The organism is Clostridium sp. HGF2 (assembly GCF_964240115.1).
In the GTDB taxonomy this organism is placed as follows: Bacteria; Bacillota_I; Bacilli_A; order Erysipelotrichales; family Erysipelotrichaceae; genus Clostridium_AQ; species Clostridium_AQ innocuum.
Genome location: NZ_CAXSSO010000008.1, coordinates 186536 through 212729 on the forward strand (window position 1 = coordinate 186536; position 26194 = coordinate 212729).

The window sequence follows — 26194 nt, forward strand, 5'->3', positions numbered from 1 at the left end:
CCTGCACGTATAATGAAATGAGGGGATTTCATGAACGTACAGGATTTTTTTATCGTATGGCAGGATATCGGTCTGATACTGTATTCTGTTTTAAAAGCATTTCTTCCGCTTCCTTCTCTGGAAGTCATATTGGTACCGCTGGTACTGCATTCACCGCAGAAATGGTTGCTGTATTCGCTGGAGGGTGCAGTAGGCACCTGTATCGGCGGGGCAATCGGCTATGGCATCGCCCGGATACTGGGCAAAAAAGTGCTGTATAACATCGCCGCAAAAGAGGATGTGGAGCATGGCGAGGAGCTGATGGACCGCTATGGACTATTGGCCGTCTTCATTGGCGGCATCACTCCGATTCCGGATTTTCTTCTTGCCTATCTTGCCGGCTTCACCAGCATGCGGCTGCTTCCGTTTCTGCTGTGCGACGGCTTTGCCAGATTGCTGCGCAGTCTACTGGTAACACTGTCCCTGCGCTATCTGGGAACTGTGATGAATGTGGATGCCTTCGGCACCTGGTTTTCTCTGGCCATCATGCTGTGGCTTGTTTGGAAATGGTGGAAGAGCAGAAAAAAGATTCAGGCGCAGACAACATCCAGAAAATAAGGAAGGATCTGATCGTCTTCCATCAGCTCCGGGTGCCACTGGACAGCGAGAATGCGACCATTCTCGTGCTCCATGGCTTCTACATAATTCTCCTCGCTGAAGGCAGAGGTATAAAAGCCCTCTCCCAATCGCCCGGCTACCTGATGATGGTAGCTGTTTACGGTAAAGCTTTGCGGATACAGCTGATGCAATACACTGCGTGAGCTGCTGTGTACGGTGTGCAGCTGCTTTGGCGCGTGTGTCTGCGTGTCAATATGCTGCAGAAGTGTCCCGCCGGCATATACATTCAATGTCTGCATTCCGCGACAGATACCAAGAATCGGCTTTTCATGGCTCATAAATGCGTCGATTACCTGAAATTCCAGATGATCCATCGGCTGCGCATAGGTTGTGACATGCTCATTGCGATCCTCCTTCATATAATAGCTTTGCACATCATAGCCTCCGGGCAGTAAAAGCGCATCGCATACCTGCAGCGCACTTGCGATTCCCGCCATGCTGCAGATGGGATACAGGCTCCAGCCCAGCACTCCCACGCGGTCTACATACGGCTTGTTGATAAACCATTTCCAGGCATGATCCAGCTTTTCAATTCGCATAAGGACAGCCAGTACCTTCATTGATCGTCACCTCTTGCTTTATCCTATGCGAAAAAAAAGGGAAGGTTACGTATTGTACTTTCCCTGCCAGGTATTGCGCTGCTTCATTTCCTTGTCAATGTCGTTGAGAATCGTTACCTTTTTCAAAGTCCAAAGCGGGGTGATCAGCGCTTCCTTCACACCATCTCCCGTCAGCCGCTGGATGATCATTTCCGCCGGCAGCAGCTCCAGCTGACGGATGACGATATCAATATATTCTTCTCTGCTCAGCATGACAAAGGGGGATTGTCTGTATTCCTGGGCCATGCGCGTGCCCTCCATAATGTGCAGCATATGGATCTTTACCGCATGCACGGGCAGCTTTGCGAGCGCAGCCGCGGTTTCCAGCATCTGCTGTTTGTTTTCACCGGGCAGTGAATTCATCAGATGGACAGCAATTTTCAAATCGGTATGCGACAGCCGCTCGACGCAATCCAGAAACTGTGCATAGGTGTGCCCGCGGTTGATGCGCTGTGCGGTATCATCGTGAATACTCTGTAACCCCAGCTCCACCCAGATTTCCTTATCAGTACACAAGGATTGCAGATAGGCGATCTTATCATCCTCCAGACAGTCGGCACGTGTGGCGATGCTGATAGCCGCAATATCATCACGCTGCGCAAAGGGGTCAAAGGTAGCCTTTAACACGGGCAGCGGTGCATAGGTATTTGTATATGCCTGAAAATATGCCATTGGAATTCCGGCCGGCCATTTTCTTTGCATCATCTGCATTCCCTGATCAAACTGCCGAAACAGATCGTCATGGATGTCTCCTGCATAATCACCGCTGCCAAGGGCACTGCAAAAGGTGCAGCCGCCGACGCCGCAGGTGCCATCCCGGTTGGGACAGGAGAAATTCGCATTCAGAGGAACCTTGAACACCTTGCTGTGAAAGCGGTGCTTCAGGTAATAATTCCAGGTATGATAACGCTTGTTGTCATCACTGTATGGAAACGGATTGTTATAGCTCATAATATCACCGTAGGTATTGTAACACAGAATAACACAGACGGTAAAAAACAAATGGAAAATCTGCTCATTTCCTGCACTTTCAGCCATTGTAAAAAATTCCAGAATTCCTTACTAAAAAACTGTTTATTTTTTTAATCAAGTATGAGATAATTAGATGCGCACTAGAGATTGGGGTAGTAGTTAAATGGATGTAAATAAAAAGGTTGTTCAGTGTAGAAAATATCCGATTACCTATACACTGGTTACAAAACAGGTAAAAAATATCAACATGAGGATCTCTTCCAAGGGAGAGGTCGTGGTCAGTGCGAATCCGTTTGTGCCTATGGATAAAATCGACGATTTTGTTTCCAGCAAGGTTTCCTGGATTGTGAAGCATCAGAAATCCATGCAGGAGAGAAGTCAGAAATCCATGATCGACGACAAGCATATCGTATTGTTTGGAAATTCTCTGAAAATCCGCAAGACAACGGGGAAGTACAATCACGTAAGCTATGACAAGGACACTCTGTATGTACAGTGCAGAGAGCAGGCAGACCCGGAAAAGGTCATCCGGCAGTTTCTCGATAAGCTGTGCAGGGATGTGTTTCTGGACATTGCCACACTGACATTTCGCTCTTTGAGCAATTACCATCTGGAATTTCCGGACGTAAAAATTCGGGATATGAAAAGCAGATGGGGAAGCTGTACACCGGCCAAGAACTCGATAACACTGAACCGGAAGCTGATTCATTATCCGTTCGAGTTCATCGAATATGTGGTGCTGCATGAATTTGTTCATTTCATTCAGCCGAATCACTCCAAGGCGTTCTACAATATTATAGAGAACTACATGCCGGATTATAAAACACGCATGGAAATGGTCAACTAGGAAAAGGAAAAAAATATTATGGTACATATCATTACAGACACATCTGCACTCTTTACGGTTGCGGAAGGAAATGACATGGATGTTCATGTGATTCCTCTCTGCGTCAGTATCCAGGATGAGCATTACCGGGATTTATGCTTTGACACGTCATCCTTTCTGAAAAAGGTTCGCTCAGGAGGTATTCCGACAACCTCACAGCCGCCGATTGGCGATGTGCTGGCTGCCTACGAGGAGCATGGTGATGAAGAAATCCTCAACATATGTATGGCAGATGGTCTGTCCGGTACGTATCAGACAGCGCTGATGGCGAAGGAACAGGCGCCCAATGCAGACAGCATAACGGTATTGAATTCACAGACTCTGTGCGGGCCGCACCGCTATCTGGTGGAAAAAGCGGTAAAGCTTCGTGATGAAGGGAAAAAGGCAGCGGATATTGTCGCAGCCTTAAAAGAAAGCATGGCACATGAGCATTCCTTTCTGATTCCGCAGGATTTCAGCTTCTTAAAGCGCGGCGGGCGTTTAAAGCCGGCAGCGGCCAGTATCGGCGGGCTGTTGAAGCTGAAGCCGGTCATGCATGCAGTGGAGGATGGAAGCCGTCTGGATAAATTTACAATAACACGTACATTGTCCAAGGCAGCAGATTCCATTATCAGCTATTTCCGCGAGCATGGTGTGGATGCGGCCTATCGTATTTCTGTATCTCATGCAGATGCGTTAGCGGATGCACGCTTCTTTATAGACCGATTGAAAAATGCGTTCCCGAATACAGAGCTGGAGCTGTTAAAGCTTTCACCGGCCTTTATCACACAGGGGGGACCGCAGTGTATTGCAGTTCAGTATATTCGCAAATAGAGTGGGAACACTCTATTTTTGTATAGGAGGCTCTATATGGGAAAACAAAACAGAAGAAACCGCTGCCTTTTGGTCGGCTATGTTGTGCTGGTGATTGCGGCAGGACTGTTATCAAGAAGCACGCTTCCCTTGCCGAACTGGTTTCGGGAATACGGAGGAGATACGCTGTGGTCGATGATGATGTATGGAATCTTCGCACTTCTGTTTCCCGAGGCCAGAGTGAAATCGCTGTTGATCGCTACGCTGCTGTTTTCCTATCTGATCGAATGCTCGCAGCTGCTGGATTATGACTGGCTCATTACGCTGCGTGCAACACCACTACGCTATCTGCTGGGACAGGGCTTTGTATGGAGTGATCTGGTATGCTACAGCACAGGCTGTATATTGGCGTGTTCACTGGATGTGATTATGTTAAAAAGGAGACATGGTATTTATGGATAAGGAATTTTTGTATGATATGCTGAGGACACCAAGTGTCAGCGGACATGAAATTGCATTGCAGAAAAAGGTGATTCAGCATATGGAACCGGTTGCGGATGAAATTCTGACGGATGCGACCGGTGATGTGATCAGCGTTGTGAATCCGCATGCAGAGGCAAAGGTTCTGCTGTGCGGGCATATTGATGAAATCGGCTTTCTGGTCACCCGGATTTGCGAGGATGGAATGCTGAAGGTGACAAAGGCAGGCGGTATCCATCCGGTTCTGTATCTGGGGACACATGTACAGGTTGTCTGTGCTTCACAAGTCCTGCCCGGTGTCGTTGTGACAAACCGTACGCTGGAAAGTAAGGAACAGGTGCAGGTGGAGGATTTGTTTATCGATCTGGGCTTTGACAGCAAGGCCGAGTGTGAACGCTATGTTTCCATCGGCGATCCGGTATGTGCTGCGAGTGAGTTCACTGAGCTTGCACAGGGAAAGCTTGCCGGACGTGCATTGGATGACCGTATCGGTGCCTTTATCATTTTGGAGGCATTGAAAAAAGCCAAACAGAAGCAGACTGCCTGTGGAATCTATGCGGCGACAACCTGTGGTGAGGAAACGACCATGCGGGGAGCCTATCATGTCGCAACCCGTGTGCAGCCAAGCTGTGCATTGATTGTGGATGTGACCTTTGCGAGTGATTATCCGGGCGTCAGCGGTGATGCGAGTGGAACCGTGAAGCTTGGCGGGGGTGCTGTATTATGCTCCAACAGCATGATCAACAAGCCTTTGAATGCGGCGCTTGCTGCGATTGCCGAGGAGCATCAGCTGGATGTACAGTGGGAGGTGTTTGCCGGAAAGGCCGGAACGGATGGCGATGTTGTCCATTTTACAAACGGTGGCGTGCCGGTTGCTCTTATTTCCATCCCGCTGCGTTATATGCATTCCTCCATTGAAACGGCAAGCTATCAGGATTTGGAAACGATCATTGAACTGATCAGCGAATTTCTTGTTCGCTTTGATGACAGCTTTTCATTTGATCCGTTTCCGTAAGGCAGGGAGGTATGTGTATGCGCTGTGCTGACATATTGCATGTTATCGAGGAACACTATCCGCTGTCCTATGCGTTGGACTGGGATAATTGCGGATTGCAGACAGGTCGCTTCGATAAGGATGTGCAAATGATTTACATTGCACTGGATGCCGGTGATGCGGTGATTGCGGATGCAGTGATAAATCATGCAGATCTTCTGATTACCCATCATCCACTCCTGTTTAACGGTATCAAGCAGATTCACGATCAGGATTTTATCGGAAGAAGGATAATAGAGCTGATTCAGAAGGGGATGTGCTGCTATGCCATGCATACCAATTACGATGTGCTCCGCATGGCAGAGTTGGCTGCGCAAATGCTGCAGCTTAAGAAAACAAAGGTATTGGAGGCTACCAGTGAAGACGGGAAGGGGATTGGACAGTATGGGATGCTACCGGAGGCAATGCCGGTTTTTCAGCTTTGCGAACAGATCAAGCAAACCTTTGAGCTGCAGGGCGTGCAGGTTTATGGTGATGTAAGCAGGCAGGTTCAGCGGATTGCGATTTCTCCGGGTTCCGGAAACAGTATGATTTCCCATGCGCTTTATAAGCAGTGTGATGTTTTGATTACCGGTGATATTTCCCATCATATTGGCATTGATGCGGTGGCACAGGGGCTTGCTGTGATTGATGCCGGACATTATGGTATTGAACATATCTTTATCCAGGATATGGCGGCATTTCTGTCGGAAAAGCTGAAGGGTGTCAAAATCATATCTGCACCGCTGTGTCATCCGTTTACGATTGTGTGAGATATCCCCTGAAAATGAAGTGGATGCAAATATATAAATGCTCCCTGTATAATGGTAAGCTAAAATTGAGATATGGATGGATTCTGGCCGCGATGAGTGCTCAAAACGGCATTAGAATTCGTAATAAACAGAGGCAGGGAATTCAGCTGAAAATTCATACAGCCATTGCTTTATGAAAAACTTGAAACAGCTGCTTGTTTCTCTCTAGCTTTGCGCGAATGCAATGATGAAAAGCAGACGGTTTTCATACCAAAATCGTCTGCTATTTCTGTTGTCTTGGTGTATCATTCTGTTTTCTCTATCATTCATGGGGCGAATTAGCTGCCGACCGCTGGAAAAGAGAACATCACATTTTCTTTCATCAAACATGGCTGCTTTATCAAAAAGACATCCTTCTATTTAACCCTGAAAAGGTTGCTGGGGATTTCTAACATCGACAGCTTTTGTCTTGGAAAATAATCCGTCTCTGATGTTATACAATATAGAAGCTTATCAGCTGTTTTCTTTATACAGATTGATTTCTTTTGCGGCTTGGATACGTATAACAGGCTTTTCTGTCCCGGATACAAGCCTGCCATTATCAAGGATATGCTGTGGATCCTGGATAGAGCCATTCTGTATAGGATTTACTTCCATCTTTATGCTGGCTGGTACGGTATCAAAGTATACAGAGACACTTTTAAATGCATTCGCTTCTGATCCATCCAGCACGATATCATGATCCAGCTTTGCAGCCTCTAGATGCAGAGCTACCACTGATTTGTCAGCGTGCAGGAAGATATCTGAATGAATAGGATTTATGTGAATCTGTTTGAAATCACCTGCTGTTTCTATTACATCAAATTCTTTACGTGGCAGGTAAATAAGAAACGATCCGAGAACGTCGTTATCCTCTTCTCCGTTTTTCATCATAACGGATATATTGAGCGTATCGCCGTTTCTGCTGCTGCGTACATCATATGTATGTGCTGCATTCAAGTCGGCGTTTTGAAATTTAAAAGCTGTATCCGCATCCTGTTTTATTATGATAGACCGGGCATTCCCGCTGATTTTGACACGACGAATATCCTTAGCTTCTATTTTCTCATATACGTTTTCTTCATGCTCGACACTCGCGTGCTTTACAGCCTTGTTATCATCCCTACAGGAGGTGAGGAAAAGTATACAAAGAACACTCATCCATAACATACCTATTCCCCTTATTTTTCTCATTCTGGACACCTCCTTCATTCATGTATACTTCATTATACTATACATGGCGTAATTTATATAGGGTGGTACCGTATGAGGTATCCGTTTCGGATGAAGTTTCAGGACACCACTATGCTTATATGCTCTATGATACTGTGTGAAGCACAACAGAATATTCGAGTCATTCATAAAAGGAATAAGGAAAAAAGAAACAAATATCTTTACATCTCATTAAATCTGCTATAATAAAAAAAGCGAGGTATAAGATAATGAAATCACTGGATATTTATGGAACACTAGGGCCGTCTCTGCATACACAGGACGCCCTGTATGAAATGCTTTGTATGGGAATGAATGGTGTCCGCTTGAATCTTTCCCATGTGGATTTGACAGATTGCGAGGAATGGCTGTACGCATTCCACAAAGCACAGGAGCATGCAGGCGTACAGGCAAAGCTGCTCATCGATATGAAGGGACCGGAGCTGCGGGTCGGAAGGCTGAGGGAGCCTGTCTTATTGGAAGAACGGCAGACAGTCGAACTGGGGAAGGATATTCCGATTCCTGTGGAGCTACTGGCTCATACGGCGGTACAACAGAGGCTTCTGCTGGATGACGGTCGTATTCTTCTGGAGGTGAAACAGGTAAGGGAAGATGCCTTGCTGTGTACTGTTCTGCATGGAGGTGTGTTGAAATCGGGGAAAAGTCTGGCTCCGGTGAACGGTCACATTGAATTGCCGACACTTACAGAAAGTGATATCCGCAATCTGAAGGCCGCCAGGCAGTATGGCGTTACCGGAATCATGCAGCCCTTTGTAAGAAATGCACAGGATTTGATCACGGTGAAGGAAACCCTGAAAAGCATCGAGAATCCGGATTTGCAGGTATATGCAAAAATTGAAAACATGGAGGGGGTAGCGCATCTGAAGGAGCTTTTTCCATACTGCGATCAGATTGTGATTGCCAGAGGAGATTTAGGTAATGCGATGCCGTTATGGGAACTGCCTGCTGTACAGAAGCGGATACAGGATATATGCCGTGTACACTCCATGCCGTATATGGTGGTAACGCAGATGCTGGATTCCATGATGGAGCATCCAGTACCTACAAGAGCTGAGGTCAGCGATATTTTTCATGCGGTTTACCATGGTGCCTCCAGTATCATGCTGACCGGTGAAACGGCAGCCGGCAAATATCCAAGGGAGGCTATGAAATACTTCAGTGAAACGGCAAAATCCGCATTGGTCTGCAGGGAAGAGGTGTTGTAAGCAGATATGAAAAAAGAATCCCTTTTCCATTTATGGGTGGGATTCTTTTTTTGTTTCTTCCTGCGTTTGCAACTGCATGTATCATGTATATAGGGGCAATAACGCCTACATACTGCGCCCGATCACCTCGGCGATTTTTCTTCCCTTGCGGATCACCTCGCCAAAGCGCTCCGGCTTTAATGACTGCGCACCATCACTCCATGCATTTTCCGGATCGTTGTGCACCTCAATGATCAGTCCGTCTGCACCTGCAGCAATCGCTGCCAGGGAAGCGGATTCCACCAGTCTCCAGTCACCGGTCGCATGACTTGGGTCAATGATGATCGGCAGATGCGTTTTCTCCTTGATAATCGGCACTACACTGAGATCCAGTGTGTTTCGTGTATACGTTTCAAAGGTACGGATACCGCGCTCACAGAAAATGACGTTTTCATTGCCCTCGGACATGATATATTCCGCAGCCATGATCCATTCCTCAATCGTATTGGCAAGCCCGCGCTTTAACAGCACCGGCTTGTTGATGCGCCCGACCGCCTTTAACAGATCAAAGTTCTGCATGTTTCTGGCACCGATCTGAATCAAATCCACATGCTCGACGAATTCATCGATTTTATCTGCACTCATCAGCTCACTGACAATCGGCAGCCCATAGGTTTCTCTGGCATGCACCATACATTTGACACCCTCTGTTCCCATACCCTGGAACGCATAGGGACTCGTTCTCGGCTTATATGCACCGCCGCGCAGCATATCGCCGCCGGCATTCTTCACTTCCTTTGCAATATCCATAATCTGGGTATCACCCTCAACGGAGCAGGGTCCGCCGATTACGACGATTTTCTCATTTCCGCCAACCTTGATACCGGCTACATCCACGATGGTATCCGCCGGATGAAACAGACGGTTCGCCTTTTTATACGGTGCGGCAATGCGTGTGACATTTTCGACAAACGGATGTGCCTTCACCAGCTTTTCATCGATTTTGGAGGTATCGCCAACCAGACCGAAGACATTGTAATTATCTCCCTGAATCATGGTAACGGACAGCCCCTTGTTTTCAAAGGTATGAATCAGCTTTTCAACCTCTGCCTTGGGAGCATCTTTTTTTAATGTGATAATCATTGTTTCTTCCTCTTTTCTTCTAATCGCTGACAGCATCAATTAAAATGCTGCGATAGGCTTCTTCGATTTCGGTGACGGTTGATTCAATGTCACTGTTGTTTACAGCGACGTAGGCTGCATATTTCTGGTACAGCGGCAGACGCTCGGCATGCATCTTCTCGAGGGCGTCTGTGCTTTTGGACAGCGGTCGGTTCGGATCGGAGCTAATCAGCTTATCCACATCGCGGTCAATGAAAATCGTAATTCCGTTTTGACGCAGGTAATCCATATTCACCTTATGCTTGATCGTACCGCCTCCGGTGGCGATGATTTTATTGTTCAGCTTGCTGACCTCGATTGCCGCTTCTGTTTCAATGGCGCGAAAGCCTGCCTCTCCGCTTTCCTCGAAAATTTCCGGAATGGACTTTCCGGCCTTTTCGATAATGATATCATCCAGGTCAATGAACTCCTTCTGCATACGGTTCTCCAGCATTTTGCCAATGGTTGTCTTGCCGGCAGAGGGCATTCCGATCAATACGATATTGCAGCGCTCGCGCAGCATATCCTGATAGATATCGTCGATGATCTGATCGTCGATACTCTTATCCAGGAAGAACTCCACGGACTGCTTTGCCTGTGCTATCAGCATCTCCAGACCGTTTACACGCTTGATATCCATTTCCTGCGCCTCGAAGCACAGTCTTGTCAGAATCGGATTGTAGATCACATCCAGAACGGCCTCGCATTTATGAAACATGCTGATATCGATCGGAGCATTGCCGATACGCGGGTACATTCCGATCGGGGAGGTGTTGATGATGATTTCCGCATCCAGATGACTGGAGAACATTTCATCATAGCTGATGGCACCGTTTCCTGGCACAACATCGACGATGACCATGCTGCCAGCTGATTCATGCTGTACCACTGCCTGAATGGCAGCACTGGCTCCACCGTTTCCGATAATCAGCACCTTTTTTCCTTCCATGTGTACATTGTGCTTTTTCACCATGTATAAAAAGCCGGTGAAGTCGGTATTATAGCCCTTCAGCTTGCCGTCACGATTGACGATTGTATTTACAGCACCGATTACTTTTGCATGCTCATCCATTTCATCCAGGTAGGGGATGACATCCTTCTTGTAGGGGATGGTTACATTCAATGCAGTAAACTCCTTTTTCTCCATGAATGTCTTGAATTCCTCTTTGCTCAGCGGTATCAGATCGAAGGTGTAATCCGCAATCCTTTCATGAATATCCTTTGAAAAGCTGTGTCCAAGCTTTTCACCAATTAGTCCGTATCTCATTTGTTCTCTTCCTCTCTTTTCTTAATTTTCTATCATAGAAGCTTGCTGTATCCGGGACAGGCTACAAAAAAAGCATCAACGTTTTCTTCGTTCGATGCTTTTTTTATGCCCTGAAACGCTAAAATAACCACGATATCTCAATGGTTTGTTTCAGGGCTATCTAAAGTAAAAATAATAAGCTGCTGTCTGTATGGATTTGTTCATGGGTATCACTCCTATTGCCATTAGGATACAACACTCTTACGGAAAATGCAAGCATAAGTTTTCATATTTTGTGAAAATTATGAAAGAAAATGGAAAATCAGTCACTGGTGTGCGGGTTTTTAATGGAGGTGTGATGTACGATAAAGTTACAGAAGGTGTGTACAGCAGGGGGGAGGTAGCGGTTTTTGACGGTAGCCAGATAAATGTAACGCTCATGCGGCGGATTGGTGATGGTCAGCTTTTTCACCGGAAACTGCTCCAGCATGGCAATATTCGGCACCAGTGCGATACCGTAATTGATGGCTACCAGACCGATAACGGCACTGTCCTCTTCCACCTCGCAGATGATGTTGGGCTCTATGCCCACCTGTTCAAACAGGGAATCCAGCAGCGGGCGGATACCGCTTTGACGATCGTAATAGACAAAGGTTTCCTCCTTCAGCCGGGCAAGGTCAACGCTGTCATGCACTGCCAGAGGATGGCTGCGCGAAACAATAGCGACAACCTCCTCCTGTGCAATCGGCAGAAAATTGATATCCGGCTGATTGTCCACGTAGGAACAGAAGGCCACATCGTACTTTTCCTCCTTCAGCCCCTGCAGAATCTCTGTGGTATTGCCCTGCTTCAGGGAGAATTTGATCTTGCGGTTTTGCGACTGTGCCAGAAAGCTCTGCAGCAGATGGGGAACGTAGTGGCTGCCCAGCGTGTAAATAAAAGCCAGATCGATCCATCCGTTTTCCTGGGAGGTGAGCTCCCGCAGCCGGCGCTCTCCCAGATCGACTTCCTGCAGTCCCTTATCTATATATTCATAAAAGATACGTCCATATTTCGTCAGCTTGATATTGCGCCCCTGCTTTTCAAACAGATAGCAGCCCAGATCCTTTTCCAGAGCGGCAATGGCATGGGAGAGGGAAGGCTGTGTGATGTCCAGCTGATTGGCAGCCTGTGTGTAGTGCTCCGTTTTTGCCAGCACGCGAAAATAGTGCAGATGATTCAGATTCATACGCATACCTCCAGTATTTACCATACGAATAGTATAGCTCATTTATAGATAAAATCTATAAATTTTGTAAAAATTATGAATTGTTTACATGTAAGGGAATATATATAATAAGCGTGTAATGTTTGTGAATACGATAACATTCACAATTAGGAGGCATAGTAATGGGAAAGTATTCTTCGATCTTTGAACCATTGACGGTGAAACAGATGACGATTCCAAACCGTATCGTCATGACGCCGATGGGAACAAACTTTGGTGAGCAGAACGGTGAAATGAGCTTTTTGCACATCAATTACTACGAACAGCGTGCCATGGGCGGTACCGGACTGATCATCGTGGAAAATGCGTGTGTGGATTATCCGTGCGGTTCCAATGGAACAACACAGCTGCGCATTGATCATGACAACTACATTCCACGGCTGTATAAGCTGGTGGAGACGATTCATAAACACAACACGAAAATCGCGATTCAGCTGAATCATGCCGGAGCAAGCGCTGTGGAAGAGCGTATCGGTATGCAGCCGGTCAGTGCGAGTGATGTGCCGAACAAGAAAAACGGGGCAGCACCGCGTGCCTTAAGCAAAGAGGAAATTCTGCATATTGTTGACTGCTATGCGAAAGCGGCAAAGCGTGCACAGATCATCGGCTTCGATGCTGTTGAGATTCATGCGGGACATTCCTATCTGATCAATCAGTTCTTATCTCCGCTGACAAATAAGCGTACAGATGAATTCGGCGGCAGCTATGAAAACCGCGCCCGTTTTGCAAGACTGGTGCTGGAGGCTGTCCGTAAGGAAGTCGGAGCACAGTTTCCAATCATCGTACGCATCAGTGCGGATGAATTTTTAGAAGGCGGCAATACGCTGGAGGATACGCTGAAGCTTCTGGAATACTTCCATGCGGAAGCGGATATCATTGATGTTTCCTGCGGTCTGGTGGATTCCATTCAGTATCAGATCGATGCGAACTATCTGCCGGATGGATGGCGCTCCTATATGGCAAAAGCCGTAAAGGAAGCCTATGCGAAGCCGGTCATCACGACGGGAAACATCCGTGACCCTAAGGTTGCCGAGGATATTCTGGAGCGTGGAGATGCTGATTTGATCGGTATGGGACGCCAGATGATTGCGGATCCAAGCTGGACCAACAAGGTGCATTACGGAAAGGAAGATACGATTCGTAAATGTATTTCCTGTAACATCGGCTGCTCGGGGCACCGCATCGGCTTGAACCGCCCGATTCGCTGTTCGGTCAACCCAAGTGTCAACGAGGGTGAGGAATACCGCAGCTGGAAAGTGAAAAAGCCATGCAATGTCGTTGTCATCGGCGGCGGTACTGCAGGTCTTGAGGCAGCATGTACTGCCGCAGAGGTTGGCTGTACGACCTTCCTGATTGAAAAGGAAGACCATCTGGGCGGATTGAGTGTGGAAATTTCCAAGATTCCGGATAAAAAGCGTCTTCGTGATTTCCCGGATTATCTGATTCATCGTGCAGAAAAGCTGCGCAACCTGATTACCTTTACGTCTACAGAGGCAACACCTTCCTTTGTGAAGATGCTGAAGCCGGATTTCATCATCAATGCGACCGGTTCCACGCCGCTGCTTCCGCCAATCAGCGGACTGCGTGAAAACATTGATGCGTCAGGAAGCCATGTCAGCGGCATTCTGGGTATGATTCAGCAGATTGATCAGTATCCAAAGGATCTCAGCGGCAAAAAGGTTTGCGTTGTCGGCGGCGGTGCGGTAGGATTAGACGTAGTGGAATTCTTCGCAAAGCGCGGGGCTGCCGTAAGCATTGTGGAAATGCTGCCGGTTGTCGGAAAGGATCTGGATACCGTTACCAAGGTGGGAACCTACGATATGCTGGAAAAACACAACGTACAGGTACTGACCTCTACAGCACTGCAGGAAGTGCATCCGGATCACTTTGTCGTAAAACGCACCGAGCAGATGGAAACACTGGACTTCGATTACGGCTTTGTCTGCCTGGGTATGCGTGCGTATTCTCCGGTTATGGAGGAGCTGAAGCAGACCTTTGCGGATGAGGATGTAGAGCTGTTCAATATCGGTGACAGCGTACGTGCCAGAAGAATCATTGACGGTGTGGCAGAGGGAAGAAACATTCTCAACGCATTGAAGCAGAAAGAATTTTTATAGAAAAGAAACAGAACACGTTATATAAGGAGGAACCAATTATGGCAGAAAGAATTAGCGGACACACAGAACTGATCGGATTGATTGCGACACCGATTCGTCATTCAAAATCACCAAAGATGCACAATGAGGCATTCGCAAAGCTGGGACTTGATTATGCCTATCTGGCGTTTGAGGTAGGAAACGAAGAGCTGGAGGATGCGGTGAAGGGCTTTAAGGCACTGAAGGTGCGCGGATACAATGTATCCATGCCGAACAAAACCGTCATCGGACAGTATCTGGATCATTTATCTCCGGCTGCTGAGCTGTGTGGTGCTGTCAATACGGTTGTCAATGACAACGGGGTATTAACCGGACATATTACCGACGGTATCGGATATATGCGTTCCTTAAAGGATGCAGGAATTGAGCCTGCCGGTAAGAAGGTTACGATTACAGGAGCCGGTGGAGCTGCGACGGCAATCGAAATTCAGATGGCTCTGGATGGAGTTAAGGAAATTTCCATTTTCAACCGCCGCGATGAATTCTGGGAGCGCGCAGAACAGAATGTGAAAAATATCAACGAAAAAACAAGCTGCAAGGCAACGCTGTTTGATCTTGCGGATACGGAAGCATTCAAACGTGAAATCGAAGACAGCTATCTGTTTGCCAATGCGACCGGTGTCGGAATGAAACCGCTGGAAGGGCAGATGGTTATTCCGGACGCAAGCTTCCTGCGCAAGGATCTGGTCGTTACCGATGTTGTCTACATGCCAACGGAAACTGAGCTGCTGCGTGTCGCAAAGGAAGTCGGCTGTAAGACGATGAACGGTCTGGGTATGATGCTGTATCAGGGTGCTGCCGCATTCGAATTGTGGACAGGCAAGGAAATGCCGATTGACTACATGAAAGAAATTCTGGATATCAAATTTTAAATAAACAAACGACATAAGGAGAAAGTTATGAATAAAAAATACTATCCAAGTGCCTTTATCTTGTACTTGAATTACTTCATTCACGGTATCGGCTGTTCCATTCTGGGACAGGCCGTGATCAAGGAAATGCTGGTTGCCCAGTGGGGACAGGGCATGGATGCCATCGGACAGGTGACGATGGTAGCTGCTGCGCTGGGTCTGGGACGTTTGATTTCCCTGCCGATTGCAGGACCGCTGTCCGATAAAATGGGAAGAAAGCTTTCCTCCCTGATCGGTATCGCATCCTATGCGATCTTCTTCATCGGTGTGGCAATGTCACCAAATATGTGGGTTGCCTATGCTGCGGCAATTCTTGGGGGAATCGCCAATTCCTTTCTGGATACCGGTGTCATTCCGGCCTGTGTGGAAATTCTGGAGCCAAGATCCTCTCTGGCGACCATGCTGACAAAATTCTTCATCTCAGCAGCACAGCTGCTGCTGCCGTTCATGCTGGGGGCACTTGCAGGGGCAAGTCTTTCCTACAACGTACTGCTGTACATCAGTGGTATCGCGATTCTGGTGATTGGTGTACTGGTGATCTTTGCACCGATGCCAAAAGCAGAGAAGGCTGCCGGCGAGAAAGCACCGGGACTGCTTGAAAACATCCGCAATTCTCATTTCTCTGCGGAAAGCATCGCATTGATCGTCATCGGCTTTACCTGCACCGCTACCTTCCAGCTGTGGCTGAACTGTGCACAGACCTTCGCAAAGGATCTGGCAGGAGTGAGTGATCCAAGCATGATGCAGACATATTATTCCTTCGGTTCTCTTGCGGCCATCATCGTAACGGCTGGTTTGGTATCCCGTATCAAGGGTGTGCGCTTCCTGTTTGTGTATCCGCTGGTAACACTGATTACGCTGGTACTTGTCTATATGACACGCAGTGAAACGATGTGCTATATCGGAGCTGCCTTAGTCGGTTACAGTGCCGGTGGTGTGATTCTGCAGCTGGTTACTGCAACTGCCAATGACCTGTTCCCGCATATCAAGGGAACCATCACAAGTATTGTCATGATTATGTCCAGTCTTTCCAATTATACGATTCTCTCTGTTGCAGGTACCATGGATTCCGCACAGATTCTGATGATGAACATTGTGATTACCGTGATCGGTGTATTACTTGCACTGTTTGTCAACCTGCGTTTTCAGAAGCTGGCAGGGAAATAGTAGAAATAAATGGAAATTTATCATACCGCATGTGGGTGCGGTATGATATAATAACGGCAATTCTAACGGTTAGGAGGAAGTAACATGAAGATTATACGATGGCTGGATGACAATCTGGAAGAAGCACTGCTGATTGCACTGCTGGTGACGATGACGCTGCTTATGGGCCTTCAGGTGTTCAGCCGTTACATACTAAACGCGTCGCTGAGCTGGTCCGAGGAGCTGACACGCTACCTCTTTATCTGGAGCGGGTTTTTAAGCATCAGCTACTGCATCAAAAAGTGGATTTCCATAAAAATCGATCAGGTCATTCTCATGTTTCCAAAGCCGGTGTATGTCGTTGCACAGCTGGTGTTAAACGTGATCCTGTTTGCACTGTTTGCGTTTCTGGCATGGCATGCGCTCACCTATTTGCAAATGAGTATTGCAAGTGCGCAGAAGTCACCTGCACTGGGACTGCCGATGCCCTTTGTACAGGCGGCTCCACTGGTAGGCTTTACGCTTGCCGCCATTCGTGCCCTTCAGCAGATCATGCTGGAAATCGGTAATATCCGCTATTTCATGACCTGCGGAAAGATTAAGGAAAGAGAGGAGTAACGATATGCTGGCAATGGTAATTATGATTTTGTTTATCGTTCTTCTGCTTGTATCCGTACCGATTTCCGCAACGCTGTCGGCGGTATCGCTGGCACCCTCGCTGCTGGATCCCAATTTTCATATATCGGCGGAATATATCATCCGCGCCATGCTGGGAGGAATTGATTCCTTCCCGCTGCTCGCTGTCCCGATGTTTGTGCTGTCCGGTATTCTGATGGCAAAGGGCGGTGTCAGTAAGAAGCTGTTTGATGTCTTCTCCTATTTTCTGGGAGAGCATACCGCAGGAATGCCCTGTGCCGTCATTGTGACCTGTCTGTTTTACGGTGCGATTTCCGGCAGTGCACCGGCAACGGTGGCAGCTGTCGGCAGTATGACAATTCCGCTTTTGATTCGTATGGGCTATGATAAGGTGTTTGTGACTGCCATTGTTGCGGTTGCGGGCGGTCTAGGTGTCATAATACCTCCAAGCATACCGTTTATCCTGTTTGGTATGGCGAGCGGAGCCAGTGTCGGTAAAATGTTTATGGCCGGTATCATTCCGGGGATTCTGATTGCCCTGCTGCTGATGCTGTATGCGCTTTACTATTGTAAAAAGCATGGAGAGGATAAGGAAAAGATCCACGCAGAGGTATCCGTCCTGCATGAGAAGGGGTTTGTGAAGGTGTTTCTGGACAGCTTCTGGGCACTGTTAACACCAGTGATCATTCTGGGCTGCATCTATAGCGGGATTGCTTCCCCGACAGAGGCAGCGGTTATATCCGTGTTCTATGCGCTGATCATTTCCATGTGTATCTACCGGACATTGAAATTCCGTGATTTAAAGGGTGTGCTGGTGGAGGCAATCCGCACCTTTGCACCGATTCTGTTTATCCTGAGTGCGGCAGTGGCGTTTTCCCGTATCATTACCCTGCTGCAGATTCCGGAGATGGCAGGGGAATTCATCCTGTCCACCTTCAGCGGCAAGGTTGCGGTACTGCTGGTGATCAATGTGCTGCTGCTGATCGTCGGTATGGTCATGGATACCTCGCCAGCCATTCTGATTCTGACTCCGATCCTGATTCCCATCACCAACAGTCTTGGTATCGATCCGATTCAGTTTGGTATCATCATGGTTGTCAACCTTGCCATCGGCTTTGTGACACCGCCGATCGGTATCAATCTGTTTGTCGCGAGCTCGCTGACAGATGTTCCGGTCATGCAGATTGCGAAAAAGGCCATGCCGCTGATTGTCTTCTTTCTGATCGCTTTGCTGGCCATTACCTTTATTCCGCAGATTTCACTTCTGCTGGTATCGTAAGAGGAGGGACGTTATGAAAAAGATTCTATTTGCTCTTTTCACTTTCTCTTTGCTGCTGTCCGGCTGTGCGCAGAAGATTGAGGATCCGGCAGAGGCTTCTGCCGCGTATCCGTGGATCATTGCGACCGATTCCCCAAAGGATACGGTAACCGGACTGTTTGCCCATAAGTTTGCGGAAGAGGTGGAACGGCTGAGCAATGGCTCCATCCATATGCAGGTGTATGAAAACGGTACGCTGGGAAGTGACCGTGAACTGATTGAGAGCTGTATGGGACAGGATATTCCCTTCGTTTTGCAAAACACGGCACCACAGACCAATTTTATGCCCAAGCTGGCAATCTTCGATCTGCCGGTTGCGTATACGGATATTAAGGAGCTGCGCAACACACTCGATGACCCTGACCTGATGTCCATGATCAACAAGGTGTATAGGGAAAAAGGCTTTCGTCTGCTGGCCATGGGAGATCAGAGCTTTCGTGTCATGACAACCAACCGGAAAATTCAAAGCATTGATGATTTTAAGGGACAGAAGATCCGGACGATGGAAAATCCATATCATATCGCCTTCTGGCAATCCATCGACGCCAATCCGACACCGATGACGTTCTCCGAGGTATATATCGGCTTACAGCAGGGGACGATTGATGCACAGGAGAATCCATATGAGGTTGTCGTATCCGGAAAAATTTATGAACAGCAGGATTACATCGTACAGACGAACCATCTGCCGCATCTGCTTTCGCTGATTGTCAACGATGAATTTTATCAGTCGTTAAGCAGCGAGGATCAGAAAATCGTCGATAAGGCAGCGGAGAATGCCCGCAACTATGCGCGACAGCAGGCGGATGAGCGTGTGAACGACCGACTGAATATCATTACTGGCAGCGGAACAACCATCATAGAGCTTGAGGATTCCATGATTGATCAGCTGCGCGAAAAAGCACAGCCTGTGTATGAGAACATCAAGGCGCAGACTGGCGATGCATTGTATGAAGCATATACGAAACGTATGCAGTAGGAGGAAACATGAATACGGTAAACGTAAGAAATATAGTAATCGGCGAGGGGATTCCGAAAATCTGTGTGCCGATTGTCGGAAAAACAAAGGAAGAGCTGCTTTCTGAAGTAGAAGTGCTAAAGAGTGTTCCTGTAGATGTGGTAGAATGGCGTATGGACTGGTTTGAAGAGGTGGAGTGCTGTGAAAAGGCGGTAGCGATGCTGCAGGTACTTCGTGAAGCTATTCCGGAAATGCCGATTCTTGCGACCTTCCGCAGTAAGAAGGAAGGCGGGGAACTGGAAATCAGTACAGCAGCCTATGTAGAGCTGAACAAAGCCATCATTGACAGCGGAAACGCGGATTTGATTGATGTGGAGCTGTTCACTGGAGAAGCGCAGGTAAAGGAACTGATTGCCCATGCGCATGACAAGGGTGTTCGCGTCATCATGTCCAACCATGATTTTGACAAAACACCATCTTATAATGAAATACTGACACGTTTAAAATCAATGCAGACACTGGGAGCGGATATTCCGAAAATCGCGGTTATGCCAACCTGCAAGGCAGATGTAATCACACTGCTGCAGGCGACAAATGACATGCATGAAAACTTTGCGGATCGTCCGATCATCACAATGTCAATGGCGGGTACAGGCGTACTATCCAGATTGTGTGGAGAGGTCTTCGGTTCTGCACTGACCTTTGGAGCCGCAAAAAAAGCGAGTGCACCGGGACAGATGGGCGTCGAGGATTTAAAAACGGTACTTTCTCTGCTGCACAAGAGTCTGTAAGCTTCTATTCCGTGCAGAAAAGACTTAGACAGGCAACGACATTGGTCGGCTGAATAAGTCTTTTTCTTTATACCTTCAACCTGTTAGGAAACAAACACCAGCAATGGAATACTATAAGTGGCAGATGTGTTCAGGAATGATGTACGCGTAGGTTTGCTGTGTCTGTGAGTATTGGATGGATTGTAGTAGAACATGGAAATGACAAGGAAATGTGACGTTTAAATATTGCATATCCAAACGAAAAAAGGTAAAATAAGGTTATGCGTTATGGAACTTTTTCAGAATGGTGAAAAAGTTTTCAGAAAGGAGAAGCAATGTACAAGGTTATAGAGAAGGAAATTCTAAATCCAACCGTTACCAAAATGGTTGTTGAAGCACCGGCTGTTGCGAAAAAAGCACTGGCAGGACAGTTTATTATTCTGCGTGTGCACGAGGATGGGGAGCGTATTCCGCTGACGATTGCGGATTATGACAGAGAAAAAGGCACGATTACGATCATCTTTCAGATTGTCGGCAAGACAACGATGCTGCTGAATCAGCTGAATGTCGGGGACAGTATTCTGGATTTCGTCGGTCCTCTTGGCAAGCCTTCCCATGTGGACGGGTATAAGAAGGTCTGTGTCATCGGTGGAGGTGTCGGCTGTGCCATTGCTTATCCTACAGCAAAGGCGTTGCATGAAAACGGCACGGAGGTTACCGTGATCACGGGATTCCGTAATAAGGATCTGGTAATTCTCGAGGAGGAATTCAAACAGGTCAGCACGCATGCCTATCTTGTCAGTGACGATGGCAGTACCGGCGTTAAGGGGCTGGTTACCAACGTGCTGGAGGATTTGATCAACAAAGGGGAAAACTTTGATGAGGTCATTGCGATCGGACCGCTGATCATGATGAAGTTCGTTTGTCAGCTGACAAAAAAATACGGTATCAAAACCGTGGTATCCATGAATCCGATCATGATTGATGGTACCGGAATGTGCGGCGGCTGCCGTTTGAGTGTAGGCGGGGAAACAAAATTTGCCTGTGTGGACGGTCCGGATTTTGACGGTCATCTGGTGGATTTTGATGAAGCGATGTCCCGTGGGGCAACGTATCGTGATTTTGAAGCACATGCCAGAGATGCTGCCTGCAATCTGATGAATAAGGAGGTACGCTGATATGCCGAATATGTCATTGAAAAAAGTGGAAATGCCTGTCCAGGACGGAGAGGTCAGAAGAAATAATTTTGAAGAGGTGGCTCTGGGCTATACAAAGGAAATGGCAATGGAGGAGGCGCAGCGCTGTCTGCACTGTCCGACAAAGCCATGTATCAGCGGCTGTCCGGTTGCTGTTAATATTCCGGATTTTATCGAACAGGTAAAGGAAGGGAATTTTGAGGAAGCTTATCAGATCATTCACGAAACAAGCTCTTTGCCTGCTGTTTGCGGGCGTGTGTGTCCACAGGAGAAGCAGTGTGAGGCAAAATGCGTACGCGGTGTAAAAGGGGAAGCCGTGGCAATCGGACGTCTGGAGCGCTTTGTGGCTGACTGGCACAGAGAAAACGTGAAGGATGAGCTGAAAAAGCCGGAAAGCAACGGTCATAAGGTTGCTGTGGTAGGGGCAGGACCTGCGGGACTGACCTGTGCCGGAGATTTGGCAAAAAAGGGATATCAGGTATCCGTGTTTGAGGCACTGCATGTCGCCGGCGGTGTGCTGATGTACGGTATTCCGGAATTCCGTTTGCCGAAGGCTGTCGTGCAGACGGAAATCGAAGGGCTGAAGCAGATGGGCGTCGATATTCAGACCAATATGGTCATCGGCCGCAGTGAATCTGTCGATGATCTGTTTGATGCCGGATATGAATCTGTCTTTATCGGAAGCGGTGCGGGGCTGCCAAGCTTTATGAATATGCCGGGAGAAAACCTGAAGGGTGTGTATTCCGCAAATGAATTCTTAACACGCTGCAATCTGATGAAGGCATATAAGGATGGTGTGGATACACCGATTCAGCATCCAAAACGCGCCGTGATCGTCGGTGGCGGTAATGTGGCGATGGATGCGGCACGCTGTGCAAAGCGTCTGGGTGTTGAGGAAGTAACCATCGTATACCGCAGAAGCATGGATGAGCTGCCTGCCCGTAAGGAAGAGGTGGAGCACGCCATGGAAGAAGGCATTGTCTTCAAGCTGCTGACCAATCCGGTCCGTGTGCTGGGAAATGAAGACGGCTGGGTATGCGGTATGGAATGTGTGTCCATGGAGCTGGGAGAACCGGATGCCAGTGGAAGAAGACGTCCTGTGGAAATCAAGGACAGCAACTTCGTGCTGGATGTTGACTGCATGATTATGGCAATCGGAACATCGCCGAATCCGCTGATTCGCTCTACAACAGAGGGCCTGGAAACCAATCGCAAGGGCTGTCTGATTGCAGATGACAACGGTGCAACCACCAGAGAAGGTGTATTTGCCGGCGGTGATGCGGTAACCGGAGCTGCCACGGTCATTCTTGCGATGGGCGCCGGGAAAACAGCTGCTGCAGCAATCGATGATTATATTCAAAATAAATAGCGAAATCAGATAAACTCGGGAATTGTCTCTTCTTCCCGAGTTTTGTGGAAAGAGAAAGAAAAAACGTGGAAGGGTTTACAATCGGAGTAAAAAATGTTACTATATAGACAGGAAATAAGTACCTTATTTCTGTTATCATGATACTGGCTCTATTGTGATAACCTTGAAAGTTGTGTATTCTTTACATTCCTTCCTTTTATTGTAAACTACACGATTTCAATTACTTTTATTCATATCGATTTCCTTTCGATAACCTAATGAAAAGGGACGTGGTGATGCGCGTCCTTTTTCAGTTGCCTGCGATTGCGGTTGTTTTTCCTTCCAATTTCTGCTATTCTAGTTTCAGGTGATGCTATGAAATCAAAGAGGAATAAACTGATCATCGGCGGTGTGACAGGTATCGTCGCCATGTTTCTGCTGTCGCTTTTTCTACCTGCTTTCCAGCCGTTTGCCAAGGCAGGGGCACTGGTCATTTATGCACTGGTAAATTATGTGCAGATCAAAGAGATGAAGTGTAACGGTCAGGATATTGAAAAACCGGCGCTTTTTACGGCAGCTGTACTAATCATTGTCGGCTATCTGCTGTTTTTTACATAGAAAATGGCAGTGAACGATTGACAAAGGATACCCAAATTGGATATACTATTGAAGTATAAAGGCTGAGAATTAAAGTAGTACCTTGTGGAAGTGTCACAGAGAGTCGGTGTTGCTGAGAACCGATACATGAAAGCTTGCGGAACTTGTTAAGGAGCTGATAGCTTGCTATCCGTTTGACTTCGCGTTAAGAAGAAATGAAGGGCACTTGTACAAGTGAACTAAGGTGGTACCGCGTTAATTATGACGTCCTTAGAGATAAGGGCGTTTTTTATTTGATATGTAAAGGAGAATGCAGTTATGAATTACAACCATCAGGAAGTAGAAAAAAAGTGGCAGAGCTACTGGCTGAACAACAAAACCTTTGCCTGCGATGCATGGGATTTTGATAAGCCGAAGTGCTATGTTCTGGATATGTTCCCATATCCGAGCGGAAACGGACTTCATGTCGGACATCCGGAGGGCTATACCGCAACGGATATCGTGTGCCGTATGAAGCGTATGCAGGGGCACAATGTCCTGCATCCAATGGGCTGGGATGCCTTTGGATTACCGGCAGAGCAGTTTGCCATCACAACAGGAAACCATCCTGCAGAGTTCACAAAGATGAATATCGATCATTTCCGTGAACAGATTCGTGCGCTGGGCTTTTCCTATGACTGGGACCGTGAAATATCCACGACGGATCCAAGCTACTACAAGTGGACACAGTGGATTTTTCTGAAGCTGTATGACAAGGGACTTGCCTATGTGGATGAAATTCCTGTCAACTGGTGTCCGGAGCTGGGAACCGTGCTTGCCAATGAAGAGGTCATCGACGGCAAGAGTGAGCGTGGAGGTTTCCCGGTTATCCGCAAGCCGATGCGCCAGTGGGTATTGAAAATCACAGAATATGCAGAACGTCTGCTGGAGGATCTTGAGCTGTGCGACTGGCCGACCTCCACCAAGGAAATGCAGATCAACTGGATTGGAAAATCCAAGGGTGCCAATGTCGTCTTCAAAATCAAGGATACAAAGAAGGAATTCACCGTGTTTACAACACGCTGCGATACCCTGTTTGGGGCAACGTACTGCGTTATGGCACCGGAGCATCCGTATGTGGATGAAATTACGACGAAGGAACAAAAGGAAGCAATTGATGCATATAAAACAGCATGTGCTACGAAATCCGACCTGGAGCGTACCGAACTGAACAAGGAAAAAACCGGTGTCTTCACCGGTGCCTATGCGATCAATCCGGTAAATGGAAAAGAAGTGCCAATCTGGATTTCCGATTATGTGCTGGCAAGCTATGGAACCGGAGCCATCATGGCGGTTCCTGCACATGATACGCGTGACTGGGAATTTGCTAAGAAGTTTGGCATTGATATCATTCCGGTTTTAGAGGGCGGCGATGTGACACAGGAGGCTTATACCGAAGATGGTGTGCATATCAATTCCGGATTCCTTGACGGCATGGGAAAACAGGAGGCAATTGATACGATGATTGCCTGGCTGGAAGAGCATGCATGCGGCTGTGCCAAGACGACCTATAAGCTGCGTGACTGGCTGTTCTCCAGACAGCGTTACTGGGGAGAGCCAATCCCGATCATACATATGGAGGATGGTACAACCCGTACGGTGGATATCGATGAACTGCCGCTGGAGCTGCCGGAAACAAAAAACTTTAAGCCGAGTGGTTCCGGAGAATCCCCGCTTGCACATTGTGAAGACTGGCTGAATGTGGAAATCGACGGAGTGAAGGGAAAACGCGAAACGAATACGATGCCGCAGTGGGCTGGCTCCTGCTGGTATTATCTGCGCTACATCGATCCGAAAAACGATGATGCGATTGCGGCAGAGGAGCTGCTGAAGCACTGGCTGCCGGTTGATCTGTATGTCGGTGGTGCCGAGCATGCGGTTCTGCATCTGCTGTACGCACGCTTCTGGCACAAGGTGCTGTATGACTGCGGTGTGGTGCCGACAAAGGAACCGTTCCAGAGATTGTTCCATCAGGGAATGATTCTGGGAGAGAACAATGAAAAAATGTCAAAATCCAGAGGCAATGTTGTAAATCCGGACGATATCGTGGAAAGCCATGGTGCCGATGCACTGCGTGTCTATGAAATGTTCATGGGACCGCTGGAGGCAGCACTGCCTTGGAGTACCACAGGTCTGGATGGGGCAAGAAGATGGCTGGATCGTGTTTGGAGATTGTACACGGACTATGATAAATTCACAGAAGCCAATGATGGAAAGCTGGATAAGGTATACCATGCGACCGTTAAGAAGGTAACCAATGATGTGGAGACTCTGAATCTGAACACCGCAATTTCACAGATGATGATTTTCATCAATGAATGCTATAAGGCAGAAAGCATTTATGTGGAATACGCAAAGGGCTTTGCCAAGATGTTCGCCTGCTTTGCACCGCATATGGGGGAGGAAATCTGGAGTACGGTGTTTGGCGGATGCGGAACGATTACCTATGAGCCATGGCCGACCTATGATGAAGCCAAGCTGGTTGAGGATGTCATTGAGGTCATCGTACAGGTAAACGGCAAGCTGCGTGGAAAATTCACGACGGAAGCCGGCAGTGATGACGAAGCCATGAAGAAACAGGCATTGGAAATCAGCGCAGTTGCGGCACAGATTGAAGGAAAGACGATACGTAAAATCATTGTCGTCAAGGGCAAGGTTGTAAATATCGTTGCGAATTAAAAAAAGCAATGCTGCTGTATTCATTGAAAATAGAGCAGATAAAAAGCGGACTCCATAGAGGACAATGTCATCAACTTAAGGTATCTTGACAAATGTGTGGTTTATTGTATAGAAAACGAAAAAAGGTGAAATGATTACC

Annotated in this window: 24 protein-coding genes and 1 other annotated feature; of the genes, 18 read left to right on the forward strand and 6 right to left on the reverse strand. The window is 47.6% G+C overall.

Features of this window, described 5'->3' with window-relative positions; genetic code table 11:
- The first annotated feature begins 30 nt into the window (after window positions 1–30).
- Entirely contained in the window at window positions 31–597 is a 567-nt protein-coding gene (locus ACESPQ_RS14780) for a YqaA family protein (protein WP_002608983.1), read from the forward strand.
- Here ACESPQ_RS14780 and ACESPQ_RS14785 read toward each other — a convergent pair.
- The gene (locus tag ACESPQ_RS14785; RefSeq protein ID WP_109770110.1) at window positions 570–1217 is read right to left on the reverse strand and encodes a gamma-glutamyl-gamma-aminobutyrate hydrolase family protein; all 648 of its coding nucleotides are present in this window, start codon (window positions 1215–1217) and stop codon (window positions 570–572) included. The genes ACESPQ_RS14780 and ACESPQ_RS14785 overlap by 28 nt on opposite strands.
- Before the next feature lie 45 nt (window positions 1218–1262).
- A complete protein-coding gene (locus ACESPQ_RS14790; protein WP_038274554.1) occupies window positions 1263–2207 on the reverse strand; it encodes a TIGR01212 family radical SAM protein in 945 nt (314 codons plus the stop codon).
- A 184-nt stretch (window positions 2208–2391) separates the two neighbouring features.
- Between ACESPQ_RS14790 and ACESPQ_RS14795 the strand changes: the two genes are divergently transcribed.
- Genes ACESPQ_RS14795 through ACESPQ_RS14815 form a run of 5 tightly spaced genes read left to right on the forward strand, consistent with a single transcriptional unit; the run spans window position 2392 to window position 6192 of the window.
- Entirely contained in the window at window positions 2392–3075 is a 684-nt protein-coding gene (locus ACESPQ_RS14795) for a M48 family metallopeptidase (RefSeq protein WP_002608986.1), read from the forward strand.
- An 18-nt stretch (window positions 3076–3093) separates the two neighbouring features.
- The gene (locus ACESPQ_RS14800; protein ID WP_002608987.1) at window positions 3094–3927 is read left to right on the forward strand and encodes a DegV family protein; all 834 of its coding nucleotides are present in this window, start codon (window positions 3094–3096) and stop codon (window positions 3925–3927) included.
- A gap of 36 nt (window positions 3928–3963) precedes the next feature.
- The gene (locus ACESPQ_RS14805) at window positions 3964–4368 is read left to right on the forward strand and encodes a DUF2809 domain-containing protein (RefSeq protein ID WP_109770106.1); all 405 of its coding nucleotides are present in this window, start codon (window positions 3964–3966) and stop codon (window positions 4366–4368) included.
- Window positions 4361–5401 carry a M20/M25/M40 family metallo-hydrolase gene (locus ACESPQ_RS14810; protein ID WP_257365877.1) on the forward strand — a complete coding sequence of 347 codons (1041 nt, stop codon included), beginning with the start codon at window positions 4361–4363 and terminating at the stop codon, window positions 5399–5401. The genes ACESPQ_RS14805 and ACESPQ_RS14810 overlap by 8 nt, the downstream gene beginning before the upstream one ends.
- A 17-nt stretch (window positions 5402–5418) precedes the next feature.
- Window positions 5419–6192 (forward strand): Nif3-like dinuclear metal center hexameric protein, encoded by a 774-nt coding sequence (locus tag ACESPQ_RS14815; RefSeq protein ID WP_109770103.1) that lies wholly within the window; start codon window positions 5419–5421, stop codon window positions 6190–6192.
- A gap of 492 nt (window positions 6193–6684) precedes the next feature.
- On the opposite strand, the gene ACESPQ_RS14820 is transcribed toward ACESPQ_RS14815, so the two are convergent.
- Window positions 6685–7404, reverse strand: coding sequence for a hypothetical protein (locus ACESPQ_RS14820; protein WP_109770101.1), 720 nt, complete (start codon window positions 7402–7404; stop codon window positions 6685–6687).
- 248 nt (window positions 7405–7652) lie between these two features.
- Between ACESPQ_RS14820 and ACESPQ_RS14825 the strand changes: the two genes are divergently transcribed.
- Window positions 7653–8648 carry a pyruvate kinase gene (locus tag ACESPQ_RS14825; protein ID WP_002608992.1) on the forward strand — a complete coding sequence of 332 codons (996 nt, stop codon included), beginning with the start codon at window positions 7653–7655 and terminating at the stop codon, window positions 8646–8648.
- Window positions 8649–8753: 105 nt separating this feature from the next.
- On the opposite strand, the gene aroF is transcribed toward ACESPQ_RS14825, so the two are convergent.
- The 3 genes from aroF to ACESPQ_RS14840 form a co-directional block, all read right to left on the reverse strand.
- On the reverse strand, window positions 8754–9770 hold the full coding sequence (aroF, locus tag ACESPQ_RS14830) for a 3-deoxy-7-phosphoheptulonate synthase (protein ID WP_044904810.1): 1017 nt from the start codon (window positions 9768–9770) through the stop codon (window positions 8754–8756).
- A gap of 19 nt (window positions 9771–9789) precedes the next feature.
- Complete coding sequence (locus tag ACESPQ_RS14835) at window positions 9790–11055, reverse strand: shikimate kinase (RefSeq protein ID WP_109770096.1); 1266 nt, start codon at window positions 11053–11055, stop codon at window positions 9790–9792.
- Window positions 11056–11356: 301 nt separating this feature from the next.
- Window positions 11357–12262 (reverse strand): LysR family transcriptional regulator, encoded by a 906-nt coding sequence (locus ACESPQ_RS14840; protein WP_008817271.1) that lies wholly within the window; start codon window positions 12260–12262, stop codon window positions 11357–11359.
- A gap of 161 nt (window positions 12263–12423) precedes the next feature.
- On the opposite strand from ACESPQ_RS14840, the gene ACESPQ_RS14845 reads away from it, so the two are divergent.
- From ACESPQ_RS14845 to leuS, 11 genes are all read left to right on the forward strand, one after another.
- Window positions 12424–14418, forward strand: coding sequence for an FAD-dependent oxidoreductase (locus ACESPQ_RS14845; RefSeq protein ID WP_002608996.1), 1995 nt, complete (start codon window positions 12424–12426; stop codon window positions 14416–14418).
- 38 nt (window positions 14419–14456) lie between these two features.
- Window positions 14457–15329 (forward strand): shikimate dehydrogenase, encoded by an 873-nt coding sequence (locus ACESPQ_RS14850; protein ID WP_373144529.1) that lies wholly within the window; start codon window positions 14457–14459, stop codon window positions 15327–15329.
- 27 nt (window positions 15330–15356) lie between these two features.
- A complete protein-coding gene (locus ACESPQ_RS14855; RefSeq protein ID WP_109770092.1) occupies window positions 15357–16535 on the forward strand; it encodes an MFS transporter in 1179 nt (392 codons plus the stop codon).
- An 84-nt stretch (window positions 16536–16619) separates the two neighbouring features.
- Window positions 16620–17132, forward strand: coding sequence for a TRAP transporter small permease (locus tag ACESPQ_RS14860; RefSeq protein ID WP_373144530.1), 513 nt, complete (start codon window positions 16620–16622; stop codon window positions 17130–17132).
- 4 nt (window positions 17133–17136) lie between these two features.
- The gene (locus ACESPQ_RS14865) at window positions 17137–18429 is read left to right on the forward strand and encodes a TRAP transporter large permease (protein WP_002609000.1); all 1293 of its coding nucleotides are present in this window, start codon (window positions 17137–17139) and stop codon (window positions 18427–18429) included.
- A gap of 13 nt (window positions 18430–18442) precedes the next feature.
- The gene (dctP, locus tag ACESPQ_RS14870; RefSeq protein WP_002609001.1) at window positions 18443–19447 is read left to right on the forward strand and encodes a TRAP transporter substrate-binding protein; all 1005 of its coding nucleotides are present in this window, start codon (window positions 18443–18445) and stop codon (window positions 19445–19447) included.
- 8 nt (window positions 19448–19455) lie between these two features.
- Window positions 19456–20217, forward strand: coding sequence for a type I 3-dehydroquinate dehydratase (aroD, locus tag ACESPQ_RS14875; RefSeq protein WP_002609002.1), 762 nt, complete (start codon window positions 19456–19458; stop codon window positions 20215–20217).
- Between the two features lie 314 nt (window positions 20218–20531).
- The gene (locus tag ACESPQ_RS14880) at window positions 20532–21374 is read left to right on the forward strand and encodes a sulfide/dihydroorotate dehydrogenase-like FAD/NAD-binding protein (protein ID WP_109770084.1); all 843 of its coding nucleotides are present in this window, start codon (window positions 20532–20534) and stop codon (window positions 21372–21374) included.
- A 1-nt stretch (window position 21375) separates the two neighbouring features.
- Window positions 21376–22761 carry an NADPH-dependent glutamate synthase gene (gene gltA / locus ACESPQ_RS14885; protein WP_008817264.1) on the forward strand — a complete coding sequence of 462 codons (1386 nt, stop codon included), beginning with the start codon at window positions 21376–21378 and terminating at the stop codon, window positions 22759–22761.
- Window positions 22762–23115: 354 nt separating this feature from the next.
- Window positions 23116–23358, forward strand: coding sequence for a hypothetical protein (locus tag ACESPQ_RS14890; RefSeq protein WP_373144531.1), 243 nt, complete (start codon window positions 23116–23118; stop codon window positions 23356–23358).
- Window positions 23359–23413: 55 nt separating this feature from the next.
- Window positions 23414–23612: a binding site (T-box leader), on the forward strand.
- Window positions 23613–23655: 43 nt separating this feature from the next.
- Entirely contained in the window at window positions 23656–26055 is a 2400-nt protein-coding gene (gene leuS, locus ACESPQ_RS14895; RefSeq protein WP_109770080.1) for a leucine--tRNA ligase, read from the forward strand.
- The last annotated feature ends 139 nt before the right edge of the window (window positions 26056–26194 follow it).